The following is a 24,854-nucleotide window of genomic DNA, read 5'->3' as shown; positions in this document are numbered from 1 at the left end:
ATCTGGCGCATGCTGTAACGTATGCAAAGGCTGAAAAATATAAGGTGCTACTATATTGAAATTTTCCAAGTTTCGCACCCGTTATTATGTCACTTTTACAGATTATGTGGATTTTTTTTCACTTTAAACCACTGTGCATATAATGCAGGTAAAAAGAACAGGGTTAATAGGGTCGCGACAATTAATCCACCCATAATCGCCACAGCCATCGGGCCAAAGAAAATACTGCGAGAAAGTGGAATCATGGCCAATACTGCCGCCAAAGCGGTCAGTACAATTGGACGACAACGGCGCACCGTAGCGTTAATAATCGCGTCCCACTGCGATTCCCCAGCCCGAATATCCTGCTCAATCTGATCAATTAAAATCAAAGAATTGCGCATGATCATGCCCGATAAGGCAATGGTGCCGAGCATCGCCACAAAACCAAAGGGTTTGTTAAACAGCAACAGGAACAATACCACGCCAATAATGCCGAGCGGTGCAGTTAAAAACACGATGAATGCACGGGACATGCTACGCAGCTGAATCATCAACAAAGTCATCACCACGGCAAGGAAAAATGGCATGCCTGCATTGACTGACTTTTGCCCACGTGCCGATTCTTCAACCGTGCCACCCACTTCAATTAAATAGCCACTTGGCAACTTTTCACGCAGGGCCGCCATCGGTTCAGACAGTTCTGTCACCACCGTTGCAGGTTGCAAATTGCTACGAATATCACCACGTACGGTAATGGTCGGCAAGCGGTTACGATGCCAAATTAAGCCTTCTTCAAAACGGTATTCAATTTGTGCAATTTGCGCCAACGGCACCGATGTTCCACGTGAAGTCGGTATAGCCAAACTGCTTAAAGATGCGACATCTAGGCGCTCGGTTTGATCACCACGTAAACGGATTTCAATCAGTTCACGTTTTTCACGATACTGGTTAATAGCCGCGCCACTGATAGTGCTATTAAGGAAGTTAGCTAAATCCAGACTCGACACCCCCATTTGACGGGCACGGTCTTGATCAATCTGCAATTGAATGACTTTGCTCGGCTCACCCCAATCTAAATGCACATTGGTACTGTTTGGATTGGCACTGATGGTGGCTGCGACTTGCTGTGCCCATTGTCGCACTTGTGCCAAGTCTTCTCCTGACACGCGGAATTGCAATGGATAACCCACTGGTGGGCCATTTTCCAATAATGACACGCGAGTACGCACCTCTGGCAATAACAAGCGAATTTGTTCAGATAAATTACGGCGAATTTCATTGCGGTCTTCTAAAGACGATGCCAATACCACAAATTGGGCAAAACTGGCCTGCGGTAATTGCTGATCTAAAGGCAAATAGAAACGCGGCGAACCTGTGCCAACATAGGCTACATAATTGTCGATGCCTTGTTGTTGCGCCAAGAACTTTTCAACTTTTTTAACGGCTGCTTCTGTGGCTGTTAAAGACGCACCTTCTTCAAGTTTTAAATCGACTAAAATTTCTGCCCGATTGGAAGGTGGGAAAAATTGCTGTGGTACCAATTTAAACATGGCAATGGATAGGACAAAAATGGCCACGGTCGCTGCAATGACGGTTTTACGATAGCGCACACAGGCATTGACCCAACCTCGAAACACTTGATAGAAGCGGGTTTGATAAGGGTCGTGTAATTCACCTGTTGGCTGTAGCACAGGCTGCGGCTCAGCTTGTTTGCCTAAACGCGCCCAAAGACGTTGATACCACGGCGCTCGCTGTGCATGACGCTGAAAATCTGGCAATAATTTATCGCCCAGATAAGGCACGAATAGCACGGCAGCAAACCAGGACACCACCAAAGCTATGGTGACCACTTGGAAGATTGAACGGGTATATTCCCCTGTACTTGAGGCTGCTGTTGCAATGGGTAAAAAACCTGCTGCGGTAATCAATGTCCCAGTCAGCATAGGAAAAGCAGTCGTTCGCCACGCATGACCTGCCGCTTGCAAGCGGCTATAACCCTGTTCCATTTTAATCGCCATCATTTCAATGGCGATGATGGCATCATCCACCAATAAACCTAGGGCTAGAATAAGCGCACCGAGTGAAATCTTATGCAGCCCGACATCAAACAAATGCATACCTGCAAAAGTCATCGCCAAGACCAGTGGAATGGAAAATGCCACCACCAAGCCCGTGCGAAAACCCAGTGAAAAGAAGCTGACCAAGAGCACGATAATCACCGCCTCAGCCAACACTTTCATAAATTCATTGACGCTGTGTTTTACCGCAACAGGCTGATCAGAAACTTTTTGCAGTTGCATGCCCAAAGGCAAGGTCTTTTGCAAACGGGCAAATTCAGTTTCCAGATTTTCACCCAAAGCCAGAATATCACCGCCTTTACGCATCGACACCGCAATGCCAATGCCATTTTCGCCCATAAAGCGCATACGCGGTTGAGCAGGTTCGCTAAACCCACGATAGACCTCGGCAACATCGCCCAGTTGAATAGTGGTGCCATTCACCAACAATGGCATTTGTTTCAGTTCATCAACACTGTGCAATGCTCCGCTGACTCGTACCTGAATACGGTCTGACTCAGTTTCAAAAAAACCTGCACTGGCCACGCTGTTTTGTTGTTGTAAGGCTTGCTGAATAGCAGTGACAGGAATGCCAAGTTGTGCAGCTTTAGTATTGGATAGTTCAATCCAGATTTTTTGGTCTTGTAACCCAACCAAATTGACTTTGGCTACATCTTTCACTCGCTGTAACTGTAGCTGCAAACGGTCGGCATATTCTTTGAGGGTGGCGTAGTCATAGTCTGCGCCTGTCAGCACATAAATATTGCCAAAAGTGTCGCCAAATTCATCATTAAAAAATGGGCCTTGTACCCCTTGCGGCAATTCATGACGAATATCATTGACCTTTTTACGCACCTTGTACCAAACATCTGGAATTTGGCTAGAACGCATGGAATCTTTGGCAATAAAAGTCACCATGGACTCGCCCGGACGCGAATAAGCCATGATGCGTTCATAGTCGCCCGTGCTCATCAATTCTTTTTCGATGCGGTCGGTGACTTGTAACGAGACCTCTTTGGCGCTCGCTCCCGGCCAATAGGTTTGAATCACCATCACTTTAAAAGTAAACGGTGGATCTTCACTTTGTGCCAGTTTAGAGTAGGAAAAAATACCAACAATGCCCAACAACAGCATCAAATAGACCACTAAACCCTTATTTTTTAACGCCCATTCGGATAAGTTAAAATTCATATTTTAACGCTCCGTCTGTGTAGCAGCAGGAGCTGCCTGAGCGGTTGGATTGACCGCCTGTACAGCTTGATTGTCACGGTTAATTGGGCGGATTTTTTGTCGATCACGCAGTAAATGTACCCCACCCATCACCACATAATCTTGCGGCTGCAAGCCCCTCAGTACAGGTACGCTGTCCCGTCCATAAGCGCCCAAGGTAACGGGAATTTGGCGAACGGTTGAATCCGGCTGCAAAACCAAAACAAAAGCCTGTTGCCCTGTTGCCGATACGCTAGATAAAGGCACATATAAACCCTGATTGGCTTGGCGAGTCAGAAATACCCGCGCACTTTGCCCCAATTGAATCTGTGCATTGCCTTCACGTAAAGCCACTTTGACTTTAAAAGTACGCGACTGATCTGCCGCAGGGGAAATTTCTCGAACCGTACCTGCAAAACGGGTATCGGGTTGTGACCATAAACTTACCGTTGCCTCTTGCCCGACTCGAATTTCACCCACCGCTTGTTCAGGCACGCCAATCACGACTTCACGCTCCCCATCAATCGCCAATTGATAAGCGACCTGCCCTGCCGCTAAAACCTGCCCAACTTCAATATTGCGTTCAGTAATCACACCATTTTTTGTGGCACGTAACTGGTTATAGTCGGTTTGATTACTGCTGACTGCATAATTGGACTGTGCCTGTTTCAACTGTGCCATAGCATGTTGATATTGGTTTTTGACTGCATCATATTGCGAGCGACTGACGGCATTCATGGGTAATAATTGCTGAAAACGCTGTAACTCATCGCTAGCAATTTTTGCAGCAGATTGCGCACTTTCCAGTTGCGCACGCGCGGCATTGAGCTGCAATGCTGCATCTTGCACATCCAGTTTTGCTAAGACTTGCCCAACTTTGACCTGATCTCCCACATCGGCAAAACGCTGTGTAACTTGCCCTGCAACCCGAAATGCCAAAGCCGTTTGCTGACGAGCTTGCACCTCGCCTGCATAGCTTTTTTGCTCAAGATGTAAACTGCTAGGCTGGGTCACCATCACCAAAGGGACTTCCTGTTCAACCTCGGTTTTTTGCTTGCTGCATCCAATTAGGGTGATACAGCACAGCAGCATCAGGCTGGCAATGAGATTCTGAGTCGTGTTCATCAGGTTTGCTCTTATTTAAACGTTTTTTTTAGGGCAGAATACGGTAGGGTTTGCTGACACTTCGTCTATGTTTGCGACAGCGCATATTTTTAGCTGATATAAAGCATGAGGCAGGAAACTTAGTCATTCTAAGTAACTGACTCATAACGTAATAGCAGTAAAAAATATGCTTGTTCCAAAGGACTGTGGCTAAAACTTTCTCAGATTGCGTTATGAAACTTGGTAATAGTCTCGCTATTCCCTGCGTTTCATGCCTGATCTGCTCAGTTTTAGCCTACAGCGCAAGCCATTTATGAAGTGCGTGCAAACCCCTATATTAAATTGATTATTTTTTAATTAATATACCACTGGGTACATTAATTAAAACTGAAGCGTCATTTTCCAGTTGTACTGATGCAAATTAGGATGAGCGTGTGCAGATTCATGTCGGACGACCAAAAGATTTAGAAAAACGCCAACGCATTTTAATGTCGGCAAAACACTTGTTTTTAAAATTGGGCTTTCATGGTTCTAGTATGAATCAGATTGCACGTGAAGCAGGCGTGACCAAATTAACGGTGTATAACCACTTTCAAGACAAAGCCACGTTATTTTCCTGTGCCATTGAAGAAACCTGTGAAAGTCTGCTCAAAGCACAACCTTTGGACTTGACTGCACATAGCAATTTTAAGCAGGCCTTATACCAAGCCTGTAAACTGTCCTTGAACTTGGTCAATATGCCTGAAGCGATTAAATTAGAACATTTGCTGATGGAACTGGCCTCGGAGCAAAATCCGTTGGCATTGCAGTTTTACAATGCCTCACATGCCAAACTTCGCGCGATGTGGGAAAGCTTCTTTCGCCAAGCAGTAGAATTGCAGTTTATTCAGGCCGATGAACCAAAAACGCAAACTGAATTGATCGTTTCCTTACTGCATGGTTTACGTCACCATGAAGTTTTACTCGGTGTACGTGCCGTGCCCGATGCTGCACAATCTCAAAAGATTATTGAAGATGCGATTGGTATTTTTATGCTGCGTTATGGCTGAGCAAGCTAATTTTGCAGCCTCATCATGCGAAATCTAACTCTCACGTTGCACATATACGAATGATCAACTGACTCATATCTCCGTCCTGTATTTCTCTCCTAAATACTGCCACTTGGCACTATAACTTCAGATGCGCAAAATCCATGCAACTTTTGTAGATAGCCCGCTTGGATTGTATCTAAATCGGGGTATAGTCTTAACAGAGTAGAAAAACACAGAACATGGAGAACAACGAATGATTCAACAAATTGATGCTCCTCTACGCGATGACGTACGCTTACTTGGCAACTTATTGGGTGAAACCCTCAAGTTACACGCAGGACAAGATTTGTTTAATCAGGTCGAACAAATTCGTGCTTTATCTAAAGGCGCGCGCGATGGACAAGCCGAAGCTGAAAAACAACTCGAACAACTGTTTTTAAGTCTGGAAGATGATGAAATCTTACCGCTCACCCGTGCCTTTACCCACTTTTTGAATTTTGCCAACATCGCTGAGCAATATCATGTGGTGCGGAGCCGTCGCCAAAGCGAATTTGATGAAAATGGCGTTTCTCCAAACCCACTAGATCACTTATTTATCAAGTTTAAAGACAACCAAATTTCTGCAGAAACACTCTTTCAACAAGTCTGTGAACTGAAAATTGAGTTGGTTTTAACTGCGCATCCGACTGAAGTCAGCCGTCGTACCCTCATTCAAAAATATGACGATATTAATGACTGCTTGTTTAAAATGGATCAGCAAAAACTGACACCACGTGAACGTCAGGCAGTTTTGGCAGATTTAAAACAGCTGATCAGCTCGGCTTGGCAAACCGATGAAATTCGCCAACATCGCCCAACCCCTGTCGATGAAGCCAAATGGGGCTTTACCACCATCGAACAAACCTTGTGGAATGCGGTGCCTAAATTCATGCGTGAGTTAGACAGCATTGTGCAGGAACATTGTGGGCAAAGCCTGCCGCTGAGTGTTGCGCCTGTGCGTTTCGCCTCTTGGATGGGCGGTGACCGCGATGGCAACCCGAATGTCACCCATAAAGTCACTCAAGAAGTATTGTGGCTATCGCGTTGGAAAGCAGCAGAACTGTATTTACGTGATATTGAAAACCTGCGTTGGGAACTCTCCATTCAGCAATGCAGCCCAGAATTGGCAGATGCTTTGGGACATTTCCATGCCGAGCCGTACCGTGAATATTTACGCGACACCCGAGAACGCCTAAAAGCCACCCGCGACTGGTTAGCAGCGAAACTGCAAGGCAAAGAGGCTGATGACAGTTTGGTCATCAAAAGCAAAGACGAACTGTTACAGCCTTTATTGCTGTGTTATCGCTCGCTGACGGCTTGCCAATTATCAGACATTGCGAACGGCAAATTGTTGGATTTAATTCATCGTGTGAATTGTTTCGGCATTGAATTACTAAAACTGGATATTCGCCAAGAATCGGGACGTCATCGCCAAGCCATTTCTGCCATTACCGAATATTTAGGTTTGGGCAATTTTGAAACATGGACTGAACAAGCACGTCAGAACTTTTTGCTTCAAGAGCTGCAAAGCAAACGTCCGTTATTGCCAAAATTCATGCAAGAACCTGCACAAAGCCTGATTCAACATCCCGATGTGCAAGAAGTGTTTGCCACCATGCGCACTTTGGCTGCACAGCCGCAGGAAAGTTTGGGCGCTTATATTATTTCCATGGCGGAATATCCAAGTGATGTATTGGCAGTGTTATTGCTGCAAAAAGAAGCGGGCATTCAGCATCCTTTGCGTGTGGTGCCGCTGTTTGAAACACTGAAAGACTTGGATGGGGCTGCCCAAACCATGAATACCCTATTTAATATGCATTGGTACAAACAGCATATTCAGGGCAAACATGAGGTGATGATTGGCTACTCAGACTCCGCCAAAGATGCAGGGTTCATGTCTGCCAACTGGGCGCAGTACCGCGCGCAGGAAGAACTGACTGCGGTAGCGCAGCAACATGCTGTGCAGCTGACTTTATTCCATGGTCGCGGTGGTTCCATCAGCCGTGGCGGTGCACCAACACAACAAGCATTGTTCTCACAACCACCGGGTTCTATTTCAGGTGCAATCCGCGTCACCGAACAAGGTGAAATGATTCGTTTTAAGTTTGGGCTTGAAGGGGTTGCCTTACAAAATCTGGAAGTCTATACCGCTGCAACCTTAGAAGCGACGCTGATGCCACCACCTGTGCCGAAAGCAGAATGGCGCGAGCTGATGGATAACATGACCGAACTTTCGGTGCAGGTCTATCGTCAAACCGTGCGTGAAAATCCGCATTTTGTGAAATATTTACGCACTGTCACGCCAGAGCTGGAATTGCAAATGTTGCCACTCGGTTCACGTCCCGCGAAACGTAAAGTGAGCGGTGGAATTGAATCCTTACGTGCCATTCCATGGGTATTTGCATGGACACAAATCCGTTTGATGCTGCCTGCTTGGTTAGGGACAGGCGCAGCAATTAACCAAACGCTCGATCAGGGACAAAAAGCCACTTTGGATGAAATGCTCAGCGATTGGCCGTATTTCCAGACTTTAATTGATATGCTAGAAATGGTGCTATCTAAAGCCGACAGCAATATTGCCCTGTACTACGAATCTAACCTGACCGATGACGAAGACTTAAAACAACTGGGTGAGCAACTCCGTCAACGTCTGCGTGATGCTGTGACGACCCTACTGACCCTTAAAGGTGAATCGCAATTGCTCAGCAGCAATGATGTGCTAGATCAATCGATGCGGGTGCGTAAACCTTATTTATTGCCACTGCATTTGCTACAGGCAGAATTGATGAAACGTCGTCGTTTGTATTTGGCAGAACAGCATGCCGAACATACCCCTGTCGATCATGCCCTCATGGTGAGTATTGCAGGGATTGCAGCAGGCTTACGTAATACAGGTTAAGCCTCTACGAATAGCACAAGCAGAGTTATGCTCTGCTTGTGGCTCATTCACTCACTTAAACATGATTTGGGACGGATGACTACATATTAGGCTAAGTAGAAAAAATCATAAAAAAACATGATAACTGGCATTTTTTATGATTTCTGTCTCAACTTATTTGAATTATGCTTAGATTAGACAATAAATAAGAGTTTGGACTTGCCTATGCCAGAAAGCTCTACAATGACGACTTTATTAAAGCTAAAAATTTTTAATTTTTTCAAGGGTATAAAAATCTCCTCAGTTTAAATAACATCCAAAAATCACGTGTCGTCAGTGGCTTGGTTTTTTTCTTTCATTTACTCTTTTTAGTGGTACTTTGGCTCAGTCAAAGCCAACCCCTGTTTACCCCATACATGCTGCCATGGGTATTGGGTTGTTTAATATTGTATTTGCTGATTGCCTTGGTCTTTATATGTCATCAGCTATCGTATTCCTGAAAATCAGACCACACTCTATTATTTTCCAATTCTGTGTTTAGGCTTTTATAGCAGCTCACTCATGAGTATTGGCTATTTTCTGGGTCAAATGACGGTACTCACAGGCGTATTTACCATTGGCTCCATTTTTACAGGCTTATTGTTGTTTAAACGCAGCATTATCTTTTGGGGCACCATTCCCTGCTTGGTGGTATTTTACGGTGGTTCTTTGCTGACCTTGAGCAATATTATCCCCTATGCGCCCGTTTTTCAGCCCTATACGTTTACCAGTGCAGAATTCCAAAATTTCATGCTCATCAATAACTTGATTGGCAGCACCATCATTGGTGTTCTGTTGGCCATTTTATTTAATACTTTTTTGGGACGCTGGATGATTCGTGAAGAACATCAGCAACAACTAATTCTGCTTGATCCACTCACCCAAACTCTCAACCGACGCGGTTTAAGCATAAAATTCAACCAACTGGTGAATCAAAAACAATTGGCGGGGCAAAACAAAGAACACATCTGCCTTGCCCTGCTCGATTTAGACTGGTTTAAGCAAGTAAATGATCGCTATGGACACGATGGAGGGGATCAGGTACTCAAGCAAATTCCAAAAATTTTGCAAAAAAATCTACGCAGTGAAGATATTATCGGACGTTTTGGTGGCGAAGAATTTATGATTATTTTCTCCAATACCTCACCGCAAATTGCCCAAAATGTACTGGAACGCTGCAGAATTGCCATTGAACAACATCGTATTGCCTATGCAGAACATGAGATTCAAATTACCGCAAGTTTTGGTTTAAGTGCCTTATATGTTTATCATGCAGATCAACATGAATTAATTCAGCGTACTGATGCTGCGCTGTATAAAGCCAAGCAAAGTGGACGTAATAATGTGCAGCAAGATATTGAATCATGAATATTAATTTTGTATAAAATACAAACAAAAATCGCAGGTCATACAATTTTTTTTAAACTGCGACTATCACTAAGTGACTGCAATACATTCTTTAAATTTATAAATAAAATTACTTATTTATATTAAATGCAATTTTTATCAAATAGTAAAATTTTATCCTAAAAATAAACAGCTGGTAAGTTTCATCGCAAAATTTTTAAAAAATTTATGCAATACAAGAGTATGATGTGCTCAATTTAGCTTTTGAGTGCTCACTTTATGTCCAATTGGTTTCCCAAATGGCGCCCTTATGAAGGCAGCATTGATGCACGTCCTGTAGGGACCAATGAGTATCTACCGCCTGCACAAACCGTTGTATTAGGGATACAACACGCGTTTGCCATGTTTGGTGCTACGGTACTTGCACCTTTCTTAATGGGCTTTGATCCGAACCTTGCCATTTTAATGTCAGGGATTTGTACCATTCTGTTCTTTTTCATGACAGGTGGGCGCGTGCCAAGTTATTTAGGTTCGAGCTTTGCCTTTATTGGGGTAGTGATTGCTGCCACAGGCTATGCAGGTGCAGCAGGTGGTTTAAATGCCAATATAGGGGTCGCGGCAGGCGGGATAATTGCCTGCGGTATTTTATATGCCCTGATTGGCTTTTTGGTCATGGCTACAGGCACCCGTTGGATTGAAAAATTGATGCCACCTGTGGTGACAGGTGCCGTGGTAATGATCATTGGTTTAAACCTTGCCCCAGTCACGGTCAAAGCGGTTGCAGGCAATCCATTTAATATGTGGATGGCATTGGTAACTGTACTCTGTATGGGCATCATTGCCGTGTTTACCAAAGGTTTACTGCAACGCCTCTTGCTTTTAATTGGCTTACTCATGTCGTATCTGATCTATTTTGTGGTCACCAATGTCATGGGTTGGGGTACGCCAATTAACTTCGCACCAATTCAGCAAGCCGCATGGTTTGGCGTTCCAGACTTTCACGCGCCTGTATTTGATGTGAATGCTATGCTGATTATTGCCCCAATTGCCTTCATTTTGGTGGCAGAAAACTTGGGACACATTAAAGCAGTCGGAGCAATGACAGGTGAAAACCTCGATCCACACATTGGTAAAGCCTTTGTGGCAGATGGTGTTGCCACAACACTCGCAGGTGGTGTCGGTGCACCAGGTATGACCACTTATGGTGAAAATATTGGCGTGATGGCTGTTACCCGCGTGTATTCCACAATTATTTTTGTGGTGGCGGGGGTCTTTGCAATTTTCCTTGGGCTTTCACCCAAATTTGGCGCGATTATTCACACCATTCCTACCGCCATTTTAACTGGTGCTTCAATTGTGGTCTTTGGCTTGATTACCATTGCTGGCGCAAAAATCTGGATTGAAAACAAAGTCGATTTTTCTAAAAACAAAAACTTGATGGTGGCTGCCGTGACCATTATTTTAGGAACGGGCGACTTTGCGCTGCAATTGGGCAGCTTTAATTTGGGTGGGATTGGTACAGCAACTTTTGCGGCCTTGTTCCTAAACTGGTTCTTTAGTTTGCGTGATCCATCCTAATCAGAACCTGCTGTCATCTGCTGTAACTAAGCAGATGCCGAAACAATGCAAAAAGACCGAACAACAATGATTGTTCGGTCTTTTTTAGCTCAAACGGTCTGTCTAGAATAAACCGCTTTTAAGAGATCATGATTTTACTAAGGCTTATTTCTGTTTTTTAAGCTCTTGCTTAAGTTGCTTCAATTTGCCTTTATGTTTTGAAATCTTTTTCAAACGTGCTTTGATTTTTTGCTTCAAAGATTTAACTTGCTTAGCCATGGTATTACTCCTTAGTAAGGCTATTCGTTGCTATTGTGTTGTTTCACAAAACTACGAATAAATTTTCTTAATTCACGAGCAGCACTAGTATCAAGTTCTTCACATAAACGAATAAATTCATCACGTTCAGTACTATTAATACGAATTAAAAGTTGTCCATCTTTCTTGCCTGTCTTTATTTTTTTGATTTGCTCGTTCATTGCTGATCTCTCCAAAATAAAGACTGCTTTGCAAAAGATGTATATACAATATATATACTTTTCAAAATAAAGCAAACCTACAATGTTAAAAAATGTAATAAAATCATATTCTTTTTTTTACCATTACTTTATAAATAGCCGTCAAAGTCAAGACAAGCAAGGCTTTACGCTTAAAGCTGCCAGCAGAAAAAATAAGCAAATTATTTTTAAAAATTATGGTTTGAACACGAAGATGGCATACAAATAGCGGTTTTACCGCGTAAATATAAAGTTTGGGCTGCGGTTGAAGCATCACCCAAACTTATAGATAAGACCAGTTAGGGACGAAATTCTTTTAATTCACGCTGAATAAAATGCTGAATCATATCGTGATACAAACGCTCGACCATGTCTGGATCGACTGCATGTTGCACGGCCAAAGCACGGACTTTTTCAATCACTTCTTTCACGCGCTGCGGCGACTGTACATCTTCCACAGTCTGTTTATGGCGCATGGCCTGATCGACATAAAACTGACGCGATGCAATCAGTTCAATTAAAGCCACATCAATTTGGTCTATTTTGTCACGTGCTTGTTGTAATGAGTTTACTTTTTCATTGTTCATGGGCTTGGGCTACACTTTCAGTTTCGGTTTCGTTTTCACTCTTATACTTTTCTTCTAACACATTACTGAAAATACTTTCAATCATCCACACCCGATATAAGCTGTTAAACACGTAGCTTTGCCCATCTATGCGCAATTCCAACACAGGAAAATCGGGCTGAGATTTCATTTCACACAGCATATCGTTTTCTTTGAGCAACTCGGTCACATCGGCTGTGGTCAGTTGATCTAACTCCAGTTCACGCTGCATACGCTCAAAATGCGCTTTAAAGGATAAATCCTGTCCCCTCGTCCATACCGCCTGCAAAATGCGATACATGGCATCGACACGCTGTTCTTCAGGCACACTGTAATACAGTTGCGCCATTTGATAAGTCGCCTGCTCAGTCGGGCGGCAAAACGGCGTAAACGCAACATCAGTACGTTTAGATAAACGTGTTGCCAAACTCCAGTCAAACCAGTCGCGTCCATGATAAGACAAGGGATACACATTCAAATGGATATTGTAATAGGCAGCTAATTCTTCTTTGATATACGCCAATAACAACCAAGAAATCGGGTCTTCCAGTGCAATATACAAATCCAGTTCAGGGTCGAGTGCCTGAATTTCATTGAGTTCTTCGGCATCACTAATTAAATGTTCTCGCCATTCAATGTGATTGATCAAGAAAATAGGATTATCGGTGAGTAATTTTTGTTGTTTTAAACGGCGTGTCAAACGCAATAAATCATCGACCGCATGATATTTACGTCCACCAAACTCAAAATAACTGGCCAATACAGGTGCATCATCAAAAACCCGTTCAGGAAAATCCTGAATTTGATGATGACGGCTGGACATGGCATATAAAGTGCGTAATTTACCCGACTGCTTTTGCCACAGCATGTGAAACACATCTTCGAGTAAATACAAGAAATCCTGACCACGTAACGGCGTATGCCGCAAAATAGCTTCTGCCTGCATTAAGGCCTCTGCAGTCGGTGGTTCAGGGCTATCGTGAAAACTAAAACGGTGTTGTTTGGCAAGAATTTGTGCATCTTGAATACAATAATTTTGCCATTCTGCAGCCGACATTTGATTCGGTGCATCGCCACTTTGCCGCGAAATCACCACGGTTAAAGGTTTTAATTCATCGGCCAGAATATCTTCTAATTGCGGCAACTGCTGTACCGCCAAATAGCTATATACATCATCTAGACGTAAATACACACTCAGTCCGTGTTCCGTGGGCAACACCGCTTGCCGAGATGGTTTTTGATAAAACCAACTCGATCTGATCGGATCGAACCAACGGCGTAACAGTGACATGAGATCAGCCTCTAAAAAGAAAATCCTTGTGGTTTGGGGACAAGCCACATGCAAATCATGTGCGCTCGTCCTTCAATAGTACACAAGGATTTATATCAATTCATATAAAAATGATCAATTAGACCTCTAAATTCAGATCAGTCACTGCACCTTTTTCTGCGCCCGATGCCAATTTAGCAAATTTCGCCAATGCACCATGGGTATAGTTTGGCTTTGGTTTGACCCATGCCGCTTTACGTGCTGCCATTTCCTCTTCCGACACATGCCAAGTCATTTCACGGGTTTCGGCATTAATCGAAATTTTATCGCCATTTTTCACCAGACCAATTGGCCCGCCTTCATACGCTTCTGGGGTCACATGCCCAATCACAAAACCGTGACTGCCACCCGAAAAACGTCCATCGGTAATTAACGCGACTGAATTACCCAAACCTTTGCCAATAATTGCAGAAGTTGGTTTCAGCATTTCTGGCATACCCGGGCCACCTTTAGGGCCTTCACCACGAATCACCACCACTTCACCTTCTTGCACTTCGCCATCTAAAATACCGCGCATCGCGCCAATTTCACCTTCAAAAACGCGTGCAGGGCCTTCAAAATACAAGCCTTCTTTGCCTGTAATTTTTGCCACTGCGCCCGTAGGTGATAAGTTGCCTTTTAAAACCACCAAGTGCGAATCTTTTTTGATTGGTGCATCAAACGGTAAAATAATTTGCTGACCTTCAGGATAATCGGCAACATCGGCCAAGTTTTCTGCCAAAGTTTTACCTGTAACCGTTAAGCAAGAACCATCAAGCATGCCTGCATCTAGCATGCGTTTCATCAACGGTTGAATGCCGCCAATGGCAATCAGCTCCGACATTAAATACTTGCCCGATGGACGTACATCGGCCACCACTGGGGTTTCCTGACCAATACGCACGAAATCATCCAGTGTCAGTTCAACCCCTGCAGAATGTGCCATGGCAATTAAATGCAGTACACCATTGGTCGATCCACCCAAAGCAATCAGCACTTTAATGGCATTTTCAAAGGCAGATTTGGTCATAATGTCACGTGGTTTAATATCCAGACGTAACAGATTCATGACTGCTTCGCCTGCACGTTGGCAGTCATCCATTTTATCTTGAGAAACAGCTTCTTGTGCCGAAGACCCTGGTAAACTCATGCCCAATGCTTCAATGGCCGATGCCATAGAGTTCGCGGTGTACATGCCACCACAAGAGCCTGCACCTGGCAAAGCCACTTCTTCAATTTGTTTGACCTGAATTTCGTTAATTTCACCTTTGGCATGCTGACCCACGGCTTCAAACACCGAAATAATATCGGTATGTCCTGCACCTGGTTTAATAGTGCCGCCATAAACAAACAAGCCCGGACGATTTAAACGCGCCAGTCCCATAATGCAGCCTGGCATGTTTTTATCGCAGCCACCAATTGCAATCACACCATCATAGGCCTGACAACCCACCACGGCTTCAATTGAGTCGGCAATGATTTCACGTGAAACCAGTGAATATTTCATGCCTTCGGTGCCGTTTGAAATACCGTCTGAAATGGTGATGGTATTGAAAATAATGCCTTTACCACCCGCTTGATTCACGCCTGTTTCCGCTTCACGCGCCAAGCCATCAATATGCATATTACATGGTGTGACATTGGCCCAAGTCGATGCAATGCCAATAAATGGACGAGTAAAATCTTCATCCTTAAAACCCACCGCACGCATCATGGAGCGTGCAGGTGCATTTTCAATGCCTTCATAGACTTCGGCTGAATGTTCGCGGATATTCTGTTTACTCATAGCGGATTCCTTGCAAGATCGGTCAAGTCATACGGATCTAATTTATTCTGTATTTCATTGTATAGAAAGCAGGCACGATATAAAACCAAATGCCCAAGAAAAACCACGTGTGATTTGGATGCTTCATCCGGCACAAGTATGCACATGAAAAAAAGCACCCCAATATTTGGAGTGCTTTTTGTGGCCACTTAAATTGCTAAGTACTGCTTAGATTTCGCGTACCGCACCTTTTGCTGCACTGGTGGTGTGCATAGCATAGGCTTTCAACGCTTTAGAAATTTTACGTGGACGTTCTTCTGCAGGATGCCAGCCTTTAGCTTCTTGCGCTTCACGACGTGCCGCCATAGTTGCGTCATCTACCGCCAAGTGAATGCTGCGGTTTGGAATATCAATTTCGATACGGTCACCATCTTCAACCAGACCAATCGCACCACCTTCAGCCGCTTCTGGAGAAACGTGACCAATTGAAAGACCTGAAGAACCGCCAGAGAAACGACCATCGGTGAGTAAGGCACATTCTTTGCCCAAACCTTTCGATTTCAAATAGCTGGTTGGATAGAGCATTTCTTGCATACCTGGGCCACCACGTGGGCCTTCGTAGCGAATCACCACCACATCACCCGCTGTAATTTTACCGCCCAAAATCGCGTCTACAGCAGCATCCTGACTTTCAAAAACACGTGCTGTGCCGTTGAATTTTAGAATGGAATCATCCACCCCTGCAGTTTTTACAATACAGCCATCTAAAGCGATGTTGCCGTAAAGTACCGCCAAACCACCATCTTTAGAGAAGGCGTGTTCTGCATTACGAATCACACCATTGTCACGGTCACCATCTAAACGTGAATAGTAACGGTCTTGTGAGAATGCAGTTTGGGTGGGTACGCCGCCTGGTGCAGAACGGAAGAACTGGTAAACGTCTTCATTTTCGGTACGGATGATGTCCCATTTATCCAAAGCATCTTTTAAAGTCGCTTCGTGAACTGTGCCTACAGAAGTGTCCAATAAACCTGCGCGATCTAGCTCACCTAAAATAGACATAATACCGCCCGCACGGTGTACATCTTCCATGTGAACATCTTGTTTTGCAGGCGCTACTTTACATAGTACAGGCACTTTACGTGATAAACGGTCAATGTCATCCATGGTGAAATCCACACCTGCCTCATTGGCAGCCGCCAACAAGTGCAGTACGGTGTTGGTTGAACCGCCCATAGCAATGTCCAACGTCATAGCATTTTCATAAGATGCTTTGGTTGCAATTGAACGTGGCAATACGCTGTAATCGTCTTGTTCATAATGGCGTTTGGCCAATTCCACAATCAACTGACCTGCTTTATCAAACAGTTTTTTACGGTTGGCGTGAGTTGCTACAATTGAACCGTTGCCCGGTAAAGATAAACCTAGAGCTTCTGTTAAGCAGTTCATTGAGTTTGCAGTGAACATCCCTGAGCATGAACCACAAGTTGGACATGCAGAACGCTCATATTCAGCAACTTCTTCATCGGTATAGTTATCATCTGCCGCCACAATCATCGCGTCAATCAAGTCAATCGCGTGTTCATTGCCACGAATTTTGACTTTACCTGCTTCCATTGGGCCGCCAGACACAAACACCACTGGAATGTTCAGACGCATAGCAGCCATCAGCATCCCTGGTGTGATTTTGTCACAGTTGGAGATACACACCATGGCATCGGCACAGTGCGCGTTGACCATGTATTCTACCGAATCGGCAATCAAGTCACGCGATGGCAATGAATACAACATGCCGTCATGGCCCATGGCAATCCCGTCATCTACGGCAATGGTGTTAAATTCTTTGGCAACACCACCTGCCGCCTGAATTTGTTCTGCCACCATTTGACCGAGGTCTTTTAAATGCACATGGCCAGGTACAAATTGGGTAAATGAGTTGACCACCGCAATAATCGGCTTACCGAAATCTTCGTCTTTCATACCCGTTGCACGCCATAAGCCGCGTGCACCCGCCATATTTCTTCCGTGTGTCGATGTTTTTGAACGATAGTCAGGCATTATAAAGTTCCAACTTGGTTGTGCTGAAATGAATCTGAAATTCATTCTGGCGAAATAATACTGTTTGCAAGATCTGTATCACTGCAAAATAGTTTAAGAGTCTTTGTATTTTACTACAGCTTGAGGTAGTAAGGCTGCTGCTTTACCAACTTTATGATGGATAAAAAGTGACGAAAAACTACAGCACTTTGTTGATCATACTGAATGCAATACAAAACTTTCATGAATAATTTTTAAATTTTGCATTACTAATTTTTATCATAATAATTTATAGCACAGCGACAAGGTGGATTTGTTACAACCCGTTCCGACCTTTGAGCCGCAATTTGTTATAATTGCCGCGTTATCTATTTACATGGGTTGATTTCCATTGAAAATCGTTTTTGCGGGTACGCCTGAATTTGCTGCAAGCGCATTGGCAGCACTCCTAAACACCGAACATGAGATTGTCGCGGTCTACACTCAGCCTGACCGTAAAGCGGGACGTGGGCAAAAACTCACTGCTTCAGCGGTTAAACAATTGGCACTGCAACACGATCTTCCTGTGTATCAACCTCTGCACTTTAAATCATCTACTGAAGAAGGTTTAGCGGCCCAACAAGAATTGGCTGCCCTGAATGCCGATGTCATGGTCGTCGCAGCTTATGGTCTCATCTTGCCACAAGTGGTTTTAGATACCCCTAAATACGGTTGTTTGAATATCCACGGTTCGTTATTACCACGTTGGCGTGGTGCAGCGCCTATTCAGCGTGCTATTGCTACGGGCGATACTGAAACAGGCGTAACCATTATGAAAATGGCCGCAGGTTTAGACACAGGCGATATGATGTATAAAACTCTGTGCCCCATTACTGCAGAAGACACCTCTGCCAGCTTACATGACAAATTGGCCGAGCAAGGAGCCGAAGCGATTGTTGAAGTATTGGCTTCAGAACAAAAATTACAAGATTATTTAGCAGCGCGTGAAGTGCAAGATGAAGCCTTGACGGTCTATGCACATAAACTCTCTAAAGCCGAAGCGCAAATTGACTGGTCACAGTCTGCGGTTGCAATTGACCGTAATATTCGTGCCTTTAATCCGTGGCCTGTGGCGTTTATCCCTTTAGATGACAGCCAAAACTTGCGAGTATGGGGTTCACAATTATCGGATGAATTTGTACAAGGTCAGGCAGCAGGCACGATTTTAAAACTGGATAAACAGGGCGTACACGTGGCCTGTGGCGATCAACAAGCGGTATGTTTAACCTCACTGCAATGGCCAGGTGCTAAACCGCTGAATCCTGTGCAAATCATTCAAACTCAAAAACTTCAAACAGGACAAGTTCTCGCATGAGCCCATCTGAATCAGGCAACTCACATTTGAACTTGCGTGCCCAAGTCATCCGTACGCTATTGGCTGTACAACAAGGGCAATCATTGGCGAGCGTTTTACCTGCACATTTAAGTAAAGTCGCAGAACGTGACCGCGCCTTGTTTCATGAACTGGTTTTGGGCACTTTGCGTCAATGGTATGCCCTAAAAAGCATTACTTTGCCGCTGTTGGTGAAACCACTCAACAATGAAACTGTTGAAACCTGTTTATATGTCGGCTTATATCAAGTGCTTTGTACTCGTGTAGCCAGTCATGCCGCAATTTCTGAAACCGTAACTGCAGCCAAACAATTGGGCTATCAAGCACTCAGCGGTGTGGTGAATGCAATTCTGCGTCGTGTTTCACGTGAAACATCGGAATTTCAAAAGGCTTTGGCGCAGGCACATGGTTTGCCAAGTTGGTTGTATAAACGTCTGAAAAAAGATTGGCCTGAACAACAAGAACAACTGACGCAAACTTTAAAGCAAACCGCGCCTCTGACTTTAAGAGTCAATACACGCCAAATCAGCCGCGATGACTATTTAGAAATTTTGCAGGAACAAGAGATTGCTGCAGAAGCTTGCACCGTGTCTGAAGTCGGTATTGTGATGCTGCAAAATGTGCACATTCCAGACTTGCCTGGTTTTGATGAAGGCGTATTTTCCGTACAGGACGAACATGCCCAACTGTGTGCAACGCTCTTGCCAAATTTAGATGGCAAAGTGGTAGTCGATGCCTGCGCAGCACCCGGTGGTAAAACAGCGCATCTGCTTGAAAAATTTCAGCCTAAAAAATTGATTGCCTTAGATCAGGATGCCAAACGGCTGTTACGTGTCAGTGAAAACCTAGAACGTCTACAGCTGAATCAAGACACACAGGTCGATATTGTCGCTGCTGATGCCACCACATGGACGACCAGTGAAACCGTAGACTGTATTGTATTAGATGCACCATGTTCAGCAATTGGAGTTTTGCGTCGTCATCCAGATATTCGCTTGCTGCGTCAATCTGGCGACATTCAACAAACCGCAGCCTTACAACAACAGATTTTGCAGCAGATGTGGCAGCAACTTAAAGTGGGTGGCACATTGCTCTACATTACCTGCTCGATTTTAAAAGCCGAAAATGAACAGCAAATGCAGCTGTTTTTTGCCGAATATGACAATGCCAAAGAAGTCAAAATTGAAGCAGACTGGGGCATTGCGCAACAATATGGACGCCAATTGCTACCACAGCAAGGTCGTGGTGATGGTTTTTATTATTGCCGTATCGAAAAAACAGCATAACTTTATTGCTACTTTTTCTCTTTTCAAAAAAATACCCCTTGATCGATTCAAGGGTTATTTTTTGACTTTTTTAAACTTCAGGATGTACTTGGCATAAAGCACTTGTACATCCTCATCTCAAGTTTAGTCTTCTAGCTCATCTGGGTTTTTAATCAGATGAATCATCGCTAAGACCAATCCACCCCATAGCACCACAGTTGAAATGAGCAACATCACAATTGCCGATGTATTCATATTATTTCTCCGCTGCGTCGTGGTCTTTTAAACGGCTAAGCAGTACCGCACCCAGTACAAATAGCAGCACTGTACCCCCACCCACGGTGAGTAAAATGTGTAATGGATAGCCACCATAGCCTTCTGCAAAAATAGATTTAAGGGTTAAACCTAATGCAACCAATAAAGAAAGTGGCGTAACCACGGTTAAGAGGAAATTCCAGCCCCAACCCAATTTGATGCTTGAGTATTGATTGACGTGTGCTTGTAATTCTTTAAGCAATGGACGACGGAACCAAGTCACCAAAATAATTGACAATAAACCACCACCGACAATACCAATGTTATTGGCAAAGTAGTCAATGATGTCTACAAAAGTAATTGCGCTGTGGGTAGAGAATAACAGAGTCGAAATAATCGCTGAACCACCTGCAATAATGGTCACTGCACGTTTACGAGACCAACCCAGTTTGTCTTGGAAAGCAGCAATAGGGACTTGTAGAATACTCACCATTGAAGTCACACCAGCAACGGTCAATGAAGCAAAGAACAAGAAACCGAATAAATCGCCACCTGCACCGAGGCTTGAAATAATTTTTGGGAATGCAATAAACGCAAGACCAATACCACCAGAAACTACTTCATCTACCGATGAACCAGCGCTGTAGGCCATGAAACCAAGCGCAGCAAAAATACCAATACCCGCTAGAATTTCAAATGAAGAGTTGGCCAATGCCACCACCAAGCCAGAACCTGTCAAATTGGTTTTACGCTTTAAGTAAGATGAATAGGTCAGCATGATCCCGAATCCAACTGAAAGCGAGAAGAAGATATGACCAAAGGCAGCTAACCAAACTTTATAGTTCGCCATAGCTTCCCAATTTGGAGTAAAGAAAGCATTTAAACCATCTACCGCACCAGGTAAACGTAAAGCTTGAATCACCAAAATGGAGAATAAAATCACCAACAATGGCATAAAGATTTTATTCGACAACTCCACCCCTTTTTTGACCCCACCATATAAAATGAACATCACCACCGTCCACACGATGACTAATCCAATAAATAAAGTCGGTACAAAACCGAAAGCTAAGCCTTCACCATTTTGCAAATAGGTCGAGAAGAAGAATTTTTCTGTATCTGCACCCCATTGTTGACCAATGGAATAGAACATATAGCTGCCTGCCCAAGACAACACGCTGGCATAGTAAATCCCAATCAACAAGGTCACCATCACTTGCCACCAACCAAGTGATTCGCTGTTCATCAGCTTTTTATAAGCCGTTGGCGGTGCTTTACGGTACTTATGCCCGACCGCATAGTCCAAAAACAATAATGGCAAACCTGCGGCAAAGATCGCAATTAAATACGGAATTAAAAATGCACCGCCACCATTTTCATACGCAACATAAGGGAAACGCCAAATATTGCCTAGCCCGACCGCAGAACCAATGGCTGCAATAATGAAGCCTGATCGTGCGGACCAACTCTCACGAGAATCTGTCATAGAACACCTAAACTTCAGAATATTTTTTTACTGCTTGTTTTTAATTTTAACCTTTTATATAAATAAACCTGCTTTTTCATTAGCTTAAATTTACTTATATTACGGTACTTTAGCGCACACAAAAAATATTCTGCAAAAAATGAAAATCTGGGTGTTTGCTTTAGAGTTACACCTTGTGAGCGTCATGATCTAAAGATCAAACAGCGAAATATTCAGAAAATCTTGCTTAAAGTTTTTACAAAATAGTGCGCTTTTGTATGGCTTAACAATACTCATTTTTGAACAATTTTTCTGTAAATTCTGCTCAGAAAGATGCTTTTTATATGCACTTTTTTAATCAAACGTTCAAATTCCATTCCATTTTGACTTGATTTTTAAGTTATAAATAATATAACTATTTGGAATATATTTTTTAGCTTGTTCTGATTATTTTACTTTTCACCCATTCTAAGCAGCGCCGAAGTTGTTTTTAAATCACTACAGCGCTGGCTAAATGACGTAAAAAAGAGAAACTCCTTAACGCTTAATCACCAATAAACGTTCTTCTTGCATATCACGAATGGCAGATTGAATCCCTTCTCGCCCTAAACCTGAATCTTTCACACCACCATAAGGCATATTGTCCACGCGGAAGGATGGAATATCATTAATAATCACACCACCCACCTGCAACTGCTCCCATGCATACAGCATTTTGTCCAGACTTTGTGTATACACACCTGCCTGTAAACCAAAACGGCTTTGGTTAATACGTGTAATTCCTTGTTCAAAAGATGAATATTTTTCCAAAATGGCAACAGGGCCAAAAACTTCATCTTTATAAACCTCCAAGTTTGGATCGACCTGTTCCAATAAAGTCGGCTCAAACATCACACCTTTCAGCTCGCCACCTGCCAATATTTTTGCACCTTTTTTCACCGCTTTATCAATCCACTTTTTCAAGCGCTGCGCTTCAGCTTCCTTAATCATTGGCCCGACCAAAGTACTGTCCAAATCAGGATCTGCTGCTTTAATTTTCTTAAGCTGACTCACAAGTTTCTTTTTCAGTTCGGCATATACGTCAGCATGCACCAAAATACGTTGCACACTAATACACACCTGCCCTGCATGATTATACGCACCACCAATTAAGCGATGAATCAATGCATCATTCAATTCAGTATCGGGTTCAATCATCACTGCTGCATTGCCGCCCAACTCTAGCGTTACTTTTTTGCGTCCTGCGCGGGCTTTCATATCCCAACCCACCACATCTGAACCGGTAAAACTGAGCAGTTTAAAGCGGTCATCTGTCACTAAAACATCAGCTTGTTCACGCTCACAAGGCAATACCGAAAACGCACCTTTAGGTAAATCTGTTTCTGCCAACACTTCTGCAATTTTCAATGCTGAAATAGGCGTGGCACTGGCAGGTTTTAATACAAAAGGACAACCTGCGGCAATCGCAGGTGCAATTTTATGTGCAGTTAAATTCAACGGAAAATTAAAAGGACTAATCAAAGACACGGTACCAATGGGTACATGCTTAACCATCCCTTGATAATTCGCAGCAGCAGCCGTCACTGCCAACGGCAAAATACGCCCTTCATCTAGTTGTGACACCGCATCTGCCGCAATTTGGAAGGTATTAATTAAACGCTCGACTTCTGCCATCGCAGCCAAACGTGGTTTTCCACCTTCGGCAATTAAAATTTCGACCAATTCTTCACGCATGTTTTGAAAACGCTGCACACAATGCAACAGAATTTTTTGTTTTTGAAAGGGCTGTAACTTTGCCATTTCGGCTTCTGCTTTTACGGCTGCACGAATGGCTTTTTCAATACTTTTCGCATCGGCAAGTGCGACACGCGCATATAAATTTTGAGAATATTTATGCTGAACGGCTAACCATTGCCCTGTTTCTACGGCTTTATTGGCAAGATAGAGCGGGTAATCGACAGGTGGATGGGTATTTTGCATACTGAAATCCTCTATTTTTGGCGCGAATTAGGCTATATTTTTACAAGAATTTTGATTCAAGAAAATGTATGATGCGCTAAGTTGGACAATATTTCACATGATTTTTTGTCACGAGAACATCACAACACTAAACCATTCATCCCAAATGATGATGAAAAATACTAGGGTTTATATGCTTACATTACAACGTTTTGCTTTAGCATGCAGCTTAATTGGTTGTTCAGCGGTTCATGCCGATATTATTGGGGTAAAAGCCAGCGTAGATTATTGGAAATATAGCGCAGACTGGAATCAGGCTCAGTTATCACCAAACTTGGATGATGATTTTGCCTTACCCTTCAGTCTAGCAGTAGAGCATCCAGTACCATTTTTACCCAATGCTAAAATTAAACATGCCAATTTGCAGGCCGAAAGCGAGCAAAGCGCTGCTGGTGTAAAAATCAATCAACTAGATTTAGATTACTCAGACTTCATTTTATATTATGAAATTTTAGATAACATTGTTGCCGCAGATGTTGGATTTGGTGCCAAAGTACTTGAAGGCGACTTAAGATCGAATTTGTTTTCGACACAAGACGTCAGTGAAACTTTACCTATGCTGTATGCAGAAGCAGCGGTCAAATTACCATTTACAGGTTTAAGTGCCAAAGCTGAAGCTAACTATGCCAAAAATAGCGACAATGAAGTTCGTGATGCTCAGGCAGAAATTAAATATAACTTTATAGATGCCATTTTAGTCGATGTTGGTTTAAAAGCAGGTTATCGCATTTTAGATATTAAGCTCAATCAAGATTCCAATCAGGAAACTCAATTAGAGTTTAAAGGCCCATATTTAGGTTTAGAAGCACATTTCTAAATATTTGATATTTAAATAAATTTAAAACCCTTAAATTATGTTTAAGGGTTTTTTTATTCATTCTACTTTTCTTTCCCACATAAAAAAACACCCCCAACGCTAGTTGAGGGTGTTTGAATAATGAGCTGGCGATGACTTACTCTCACATGGGTAACCCCACACTACCATCAGCGCGAAGAGGTTTCACTTCTGAGTTCGGGAAGGG

Annotated in this window: 17 protein-coding genes; 7 read left to right on the top strand and 10 right to left on the bottom strand. The window is 43.4% G+C overall.

Annotated elements, in window-relative coordinates:
- Positions 1–95: 95 nt before the first annotated feature.
- Positions 96–3,230 carry an efflux RND transporter permease subunit gene (locus FTV43_RS07750; protein ID WP_179995249.1) on the bottom strand — a complete coding sequence of 1,045 codons (3,135 nt, stop codon included), beginning with the start codon at positions 3,228–3,230 and terminating at the stop codon, positions 96–98.
- A gap of 3 nt (positions 3,231–3,233) precedes the next feature.
- On the bottom strand, positions 3,234–4,373 hold the full coding sequence (locus FTV43_RS07745; RefSeq protein WP_179995248.1) for an efflux RND transporter periplasmic adaptor subunit: 1,140 nt from the start codon (positions 4,371–4,373) through the stop codon (positions 3,234–3,236).
- Positions 4,374–4,786: 413 nt separating this feature from the next.
- Between FTV43_RS07745 and FTV43_RS07740 the strand changes: the two genes are divergently transcribed.
- The 4 genes from FTV43_RS07740 to FTV43_RS07725 all read left to right on the top strand — a co-directional run bounded on the left by FTV43_RS07740 (position 4,787) and on the right by FTV43_RS07725 (position 11,264).
- Entirely contained in the window at positions 4,787–5,401 is a 615-nt protein-coding gene (locus tag FTV43_RS07740) for a TetR/AcrR family transcriptional regulator (protein WP_019837343.1), read from the top strand.
- A 235-nt stretch (positions 5,402–5,636) separates the two neighbouring features.
- Positions 5,637–8,321, top strand: coding sequence for a phosphoenolpyruvate carboxylase (ppc, locus tag FTV43_RS07735; RefSeq protein ID WP_131261313.1), 2,685 nt, complete (start codon positions 5,637–5,639; stop codon positions 8,319–8,321).
- 438 nt (positions 8,322–8,759) lie between these two features.
- Positions 8,760–9,707: a GGDEF domain-containing protein gene (locus FTV43_RS07730; RefSeq protein WP_179995247.1), complete on the top strand. Its 948-nt coding sequence runs from the start codon at positions 8,760–8,762 to the stop codon at positions 9,705–9,707.
- Positions 9,708–9,965: 258 nt separating this feature from the next.
- Positions 9,966–11,264 carry a solute carrier family 23 protein gene (locus FTV43_RS07725; protein ID WP_179995246.1) on the top strand — a complete coding sequence of 433 codons (1,299 nt, stop codon included), beginning with the start codon at positions 9,966–9,968 and terminating at the stop codon, positions 11,262–11,264.
- A 278-nt stretch (positions 11,265–11,542) separates the two neighbouring features.
- Here FTV43_RS07725 and FTV43_RS07720 read toward each other — a convergent pair whose 3' ends face one another.
- From FTV43_RS07720 to ilvD (FTV43_RS07700), 5 genes are all read right to left on the bottom strand, one after another.
- Positions 11,543–11,722: a hypothetical protein gene (locus FTV43_RS07720; RefSeq protein ID WP_019837339.1), complete on the bottom strand. Its 180-nt coding sequence runs from the start codon at positions 11,720–11,722 to the stop codon at positions 11,543–11,545.
- A 317-nt stretch (positions 11,723–12,039) separates the two neighbouring features.
- A complete protein-coding gene (locus tag FTV43_RS07715) occupies positions 12,040–12,327 on the bottom strand; it encodes a chorismate mutase (protein ID WP_179995245.1) in 288 nt (95 codons plus the stop codon).
- Positions 12,317–13,636: a hypothetical protein gene (locus tag FTV43_RS07710; RefSeq protein ID WP_179995244.1), complete on the bottom strand. Its 1,320-nt coding sequence runs from the start codon at positions 13,634–13,636 to the stop codon at positions 12,317–12,319. The genes FTV43_RS07715 and FTV43_RS07710 overlap by 11 nt, the downstream gene beginning before the upstream one ends.
- A gap of 118 nt (positions 13,637–13,754) precedes the next feature.
- Entirely contained in the window at positions 13,755–15,440 is a 1,686-nt protein-coding gene (ilvD, locus tag FTV43_RS07705; RefSeq protein WP_004970362.1) for a dihydroxy-acid dehydratase, read from the bottom strand.
- A 207-nt stretch (positions 15,441–15,647) separates the two neighbouring features.
- Positions 15,648–17,477, bottom strand: a complete 1,830-nt coding sequence (ilvD, locus tag FTV43_RS07700; RefSeq protein WP_179995243.1) for a dihydroxy-acid dehydratase — start codon at positions 17,475–17,477, stop codon at positions 15,648–15,650.
- Between the two features lie 370 nt (positions 17,478–17,847).
- On the opposite strand from ilvD (FTV43_RS07700), the gene fmt reads away from it, so the two are divergent.
- Together fmt and rsmB are read left to right on the top strand one after the other, a co-directional pair.
- Positions 17,848–18,810, top strand: a complete 963-nt coding sequence (gene fmt / locus FTV43_RS07695) for a methionyl-tRNA formyltransferase (RefSeq protein ID WP_179995242.1) — start codon at positions 17,848–17,850, stop codon at positions 18,808–18,810.
- A complete protein-coding gene (gene rsmB / locus FTV43_RS07690; protein ID WP_179995241.1) occupies positions 18,807–20,114 on the top strand; it encodes a 16S rRNA (cytosine(967)-C(5))-methyltransferase RsmB in 1,308 nt (435 codons plus the stop codon). The genes fmt and rsmB overlap by 4 nt, the downstream gene beginning before the upstream one ends.
- A gap of 123 nt (positions 20,115–20,237) precedes the next feature.
- On the opposite strand, the gene FTV43_RS07685 is transcribed toward rsmB, so the two are convergent.
- From FTV43_RS07685 to FTV43_RS07675, 3 genes are all read right to left on the bottom strand, one after another.
- Positions 20,238–20,348, bottom strand: a complete 111-nt coding sequence (locus FTV43_RS07685; protein ID WP_168418353.1) for a methionine/alanine import family NSS transporter small subunit — start codon at positions 20,346–20,348, stop codon at positions 20,238–20,240.
- Position 20,349: 1 nt separating this feature from the next.
- Positions 20,350–21,834 carry a sodium-dependent transporter gene (locus tag FTV43_RS07680; RefSeq protein WP_179995240.1) on the bottom strand — a complete coding sequence of 495 codons (1,485 nt, stop codon included), beginning with the start codon at positions 21,832–21,834 and terminating at the stop codon, positions 20,350–20,352.
- Between the two features lie 516 nt (positions 21,835–22,350).
- Positions 22,351–23,793 carry an aldehyde dehydrogenase family protein gene (locus tag FTV43_RS07675; protein ID WP_179995239.1) on the bottom strand — a complete coding sequence of 481 codons (1,443 nt, stop codon included), beginning with the start codon at positions 23,791–23,793 and terminating at the stop codon, positions 22,351–22,353.
- 172 nt (positions 23,794–23,965) lie between these two features.
- On the opposite strand from FTV43_RS07675, the gene FTV43_RS07670 reads away from it, so the two are divergent.
- Positions 23,966–24,649 (top strand): TIGR04219 family outer membrane beta-barrel protein, encoded by a 684-nt coding sequence (locus FTV43_RS07670; RefSeq protein WP_179995238.1) that lies wholly within the window; start codon positions 23,966–23,968, stop codon positions 24,647–24,649.
- Positions 24,650–24,854 lie beyond the last annotated feature (205 nt).

This window comes from Acinetobacter sp. YH16053, assembly GCF_013417035.1.
GTDB lineage: Bacteria > Pseudomonadota > Gammaproteobacteria > Pseudomonadales > Moraxellaceae > Acinetobacter > Acinetobacter towneri.
Note: the sequence above shows the minus strand (reverse complement) of the source record. Positions and strands in the feature narration are given on the sequence as shown.

Excerpts from the sequence above, each read along its gene's own strand:
- FTV43_RS07750 (WP_179995249.1), bottom strand. The coding sequence starts at position 3,230 with ATGAATTTTAACTTATCCGAATGGGCGTTAAAAAATAAGGGTTTAGTG.
- FTV43_RS07745 (WP_179995248.1), bottom strand. The coding sequence starts at position 4,373 with ATGAACACGACTCAGAATCTCATTGCCAGCCTGATGCTGCTGTGCTGT.
- ppc (WP_131261313.1), top strand. The coding sequence starts at position 5,637 with ATGATTCAACAAATTGATGCTCCTCTACGCGATGACGTACGCTTACTT.
- FTV43_RS07725 (WP_179995246.1), top strand. The coding sequence starts at position 9,966 with ATGTCCAATTGGTTTCCCAAATGGCGCCCTTATGAAGGCAGCATTGAT.
- FTV43_RS07720 (WP_019837339.1), bottom strand. The coding sequence starts at position 11,722 with ATGAACGAGCAAATCAAAAAAATAAAGACAGGCAAGAAAGATGGACAA.
- FTV43_RS07715 (WP_179995245.1), bottom strand. The coding sequence starts at position 12,327 with ATGAACAATGAAAAAGTAAACTCATTACAACAAGCACGTGACAAAATA.
- FTV43_RS07710 (WP_179995244.1), bottom strand. The coding sequence starts at position 13,636 with ATGTCACTGTTACGCCGTTGGTTCGATCCGATCAGATCGAGTTGGTTT.
- ilvD (WP_004970362.1), bottom strand. The coding sequence starts at position 15,440 with ATGAGTAAACAGAATATCCGCGAACATTCAGCCGAAGTCTATGAAGGC.
- ilvD (WP_179995243.1), bottom strand. The coding sequence starts at position 17,477 with ATGCCTGACTATCGTTCAAAAACATCGACACACGGAAGAAATATGGCG.
- rsmB (WP_179995241.1), top strand. The coding sequence starts at position 18,807 with ATGAGCCCATCTGAATCAGGCAACTCACATTTGAACTTGCGTGCCCAA.
- FTV43_RS07685 (WP_168418353.1), bottom strand. The coding sequence starts at position 20,348 with ATGAATACATCGGCAATTGTGATGTTGCTCATTTCAACTGTGGTGCTA.
- FTV43_RS07680 (WP_179995240.1), bottom strand. The coding sequence starts at position 21,834 with ATGACAGATTCTCGTGAGAGTTGGTCCGCACGATCAGGCTTCATTATT.
- FTV43_RS07675 (WP_179995239.1), bottom strand. The coding sequence starts at position 23,793 with ATGCAAAATACCCATCCACCTGTCGATTACCCGCTCTATCTTGCCAAT.
- FTV43_RS07670 (WP_179995238.1), top strand. The coding sequence starts at position 23,966 with ATGCTTACATTACAACGTTTTGCTTTAGCATGCAGCTTAATTGGTTGT.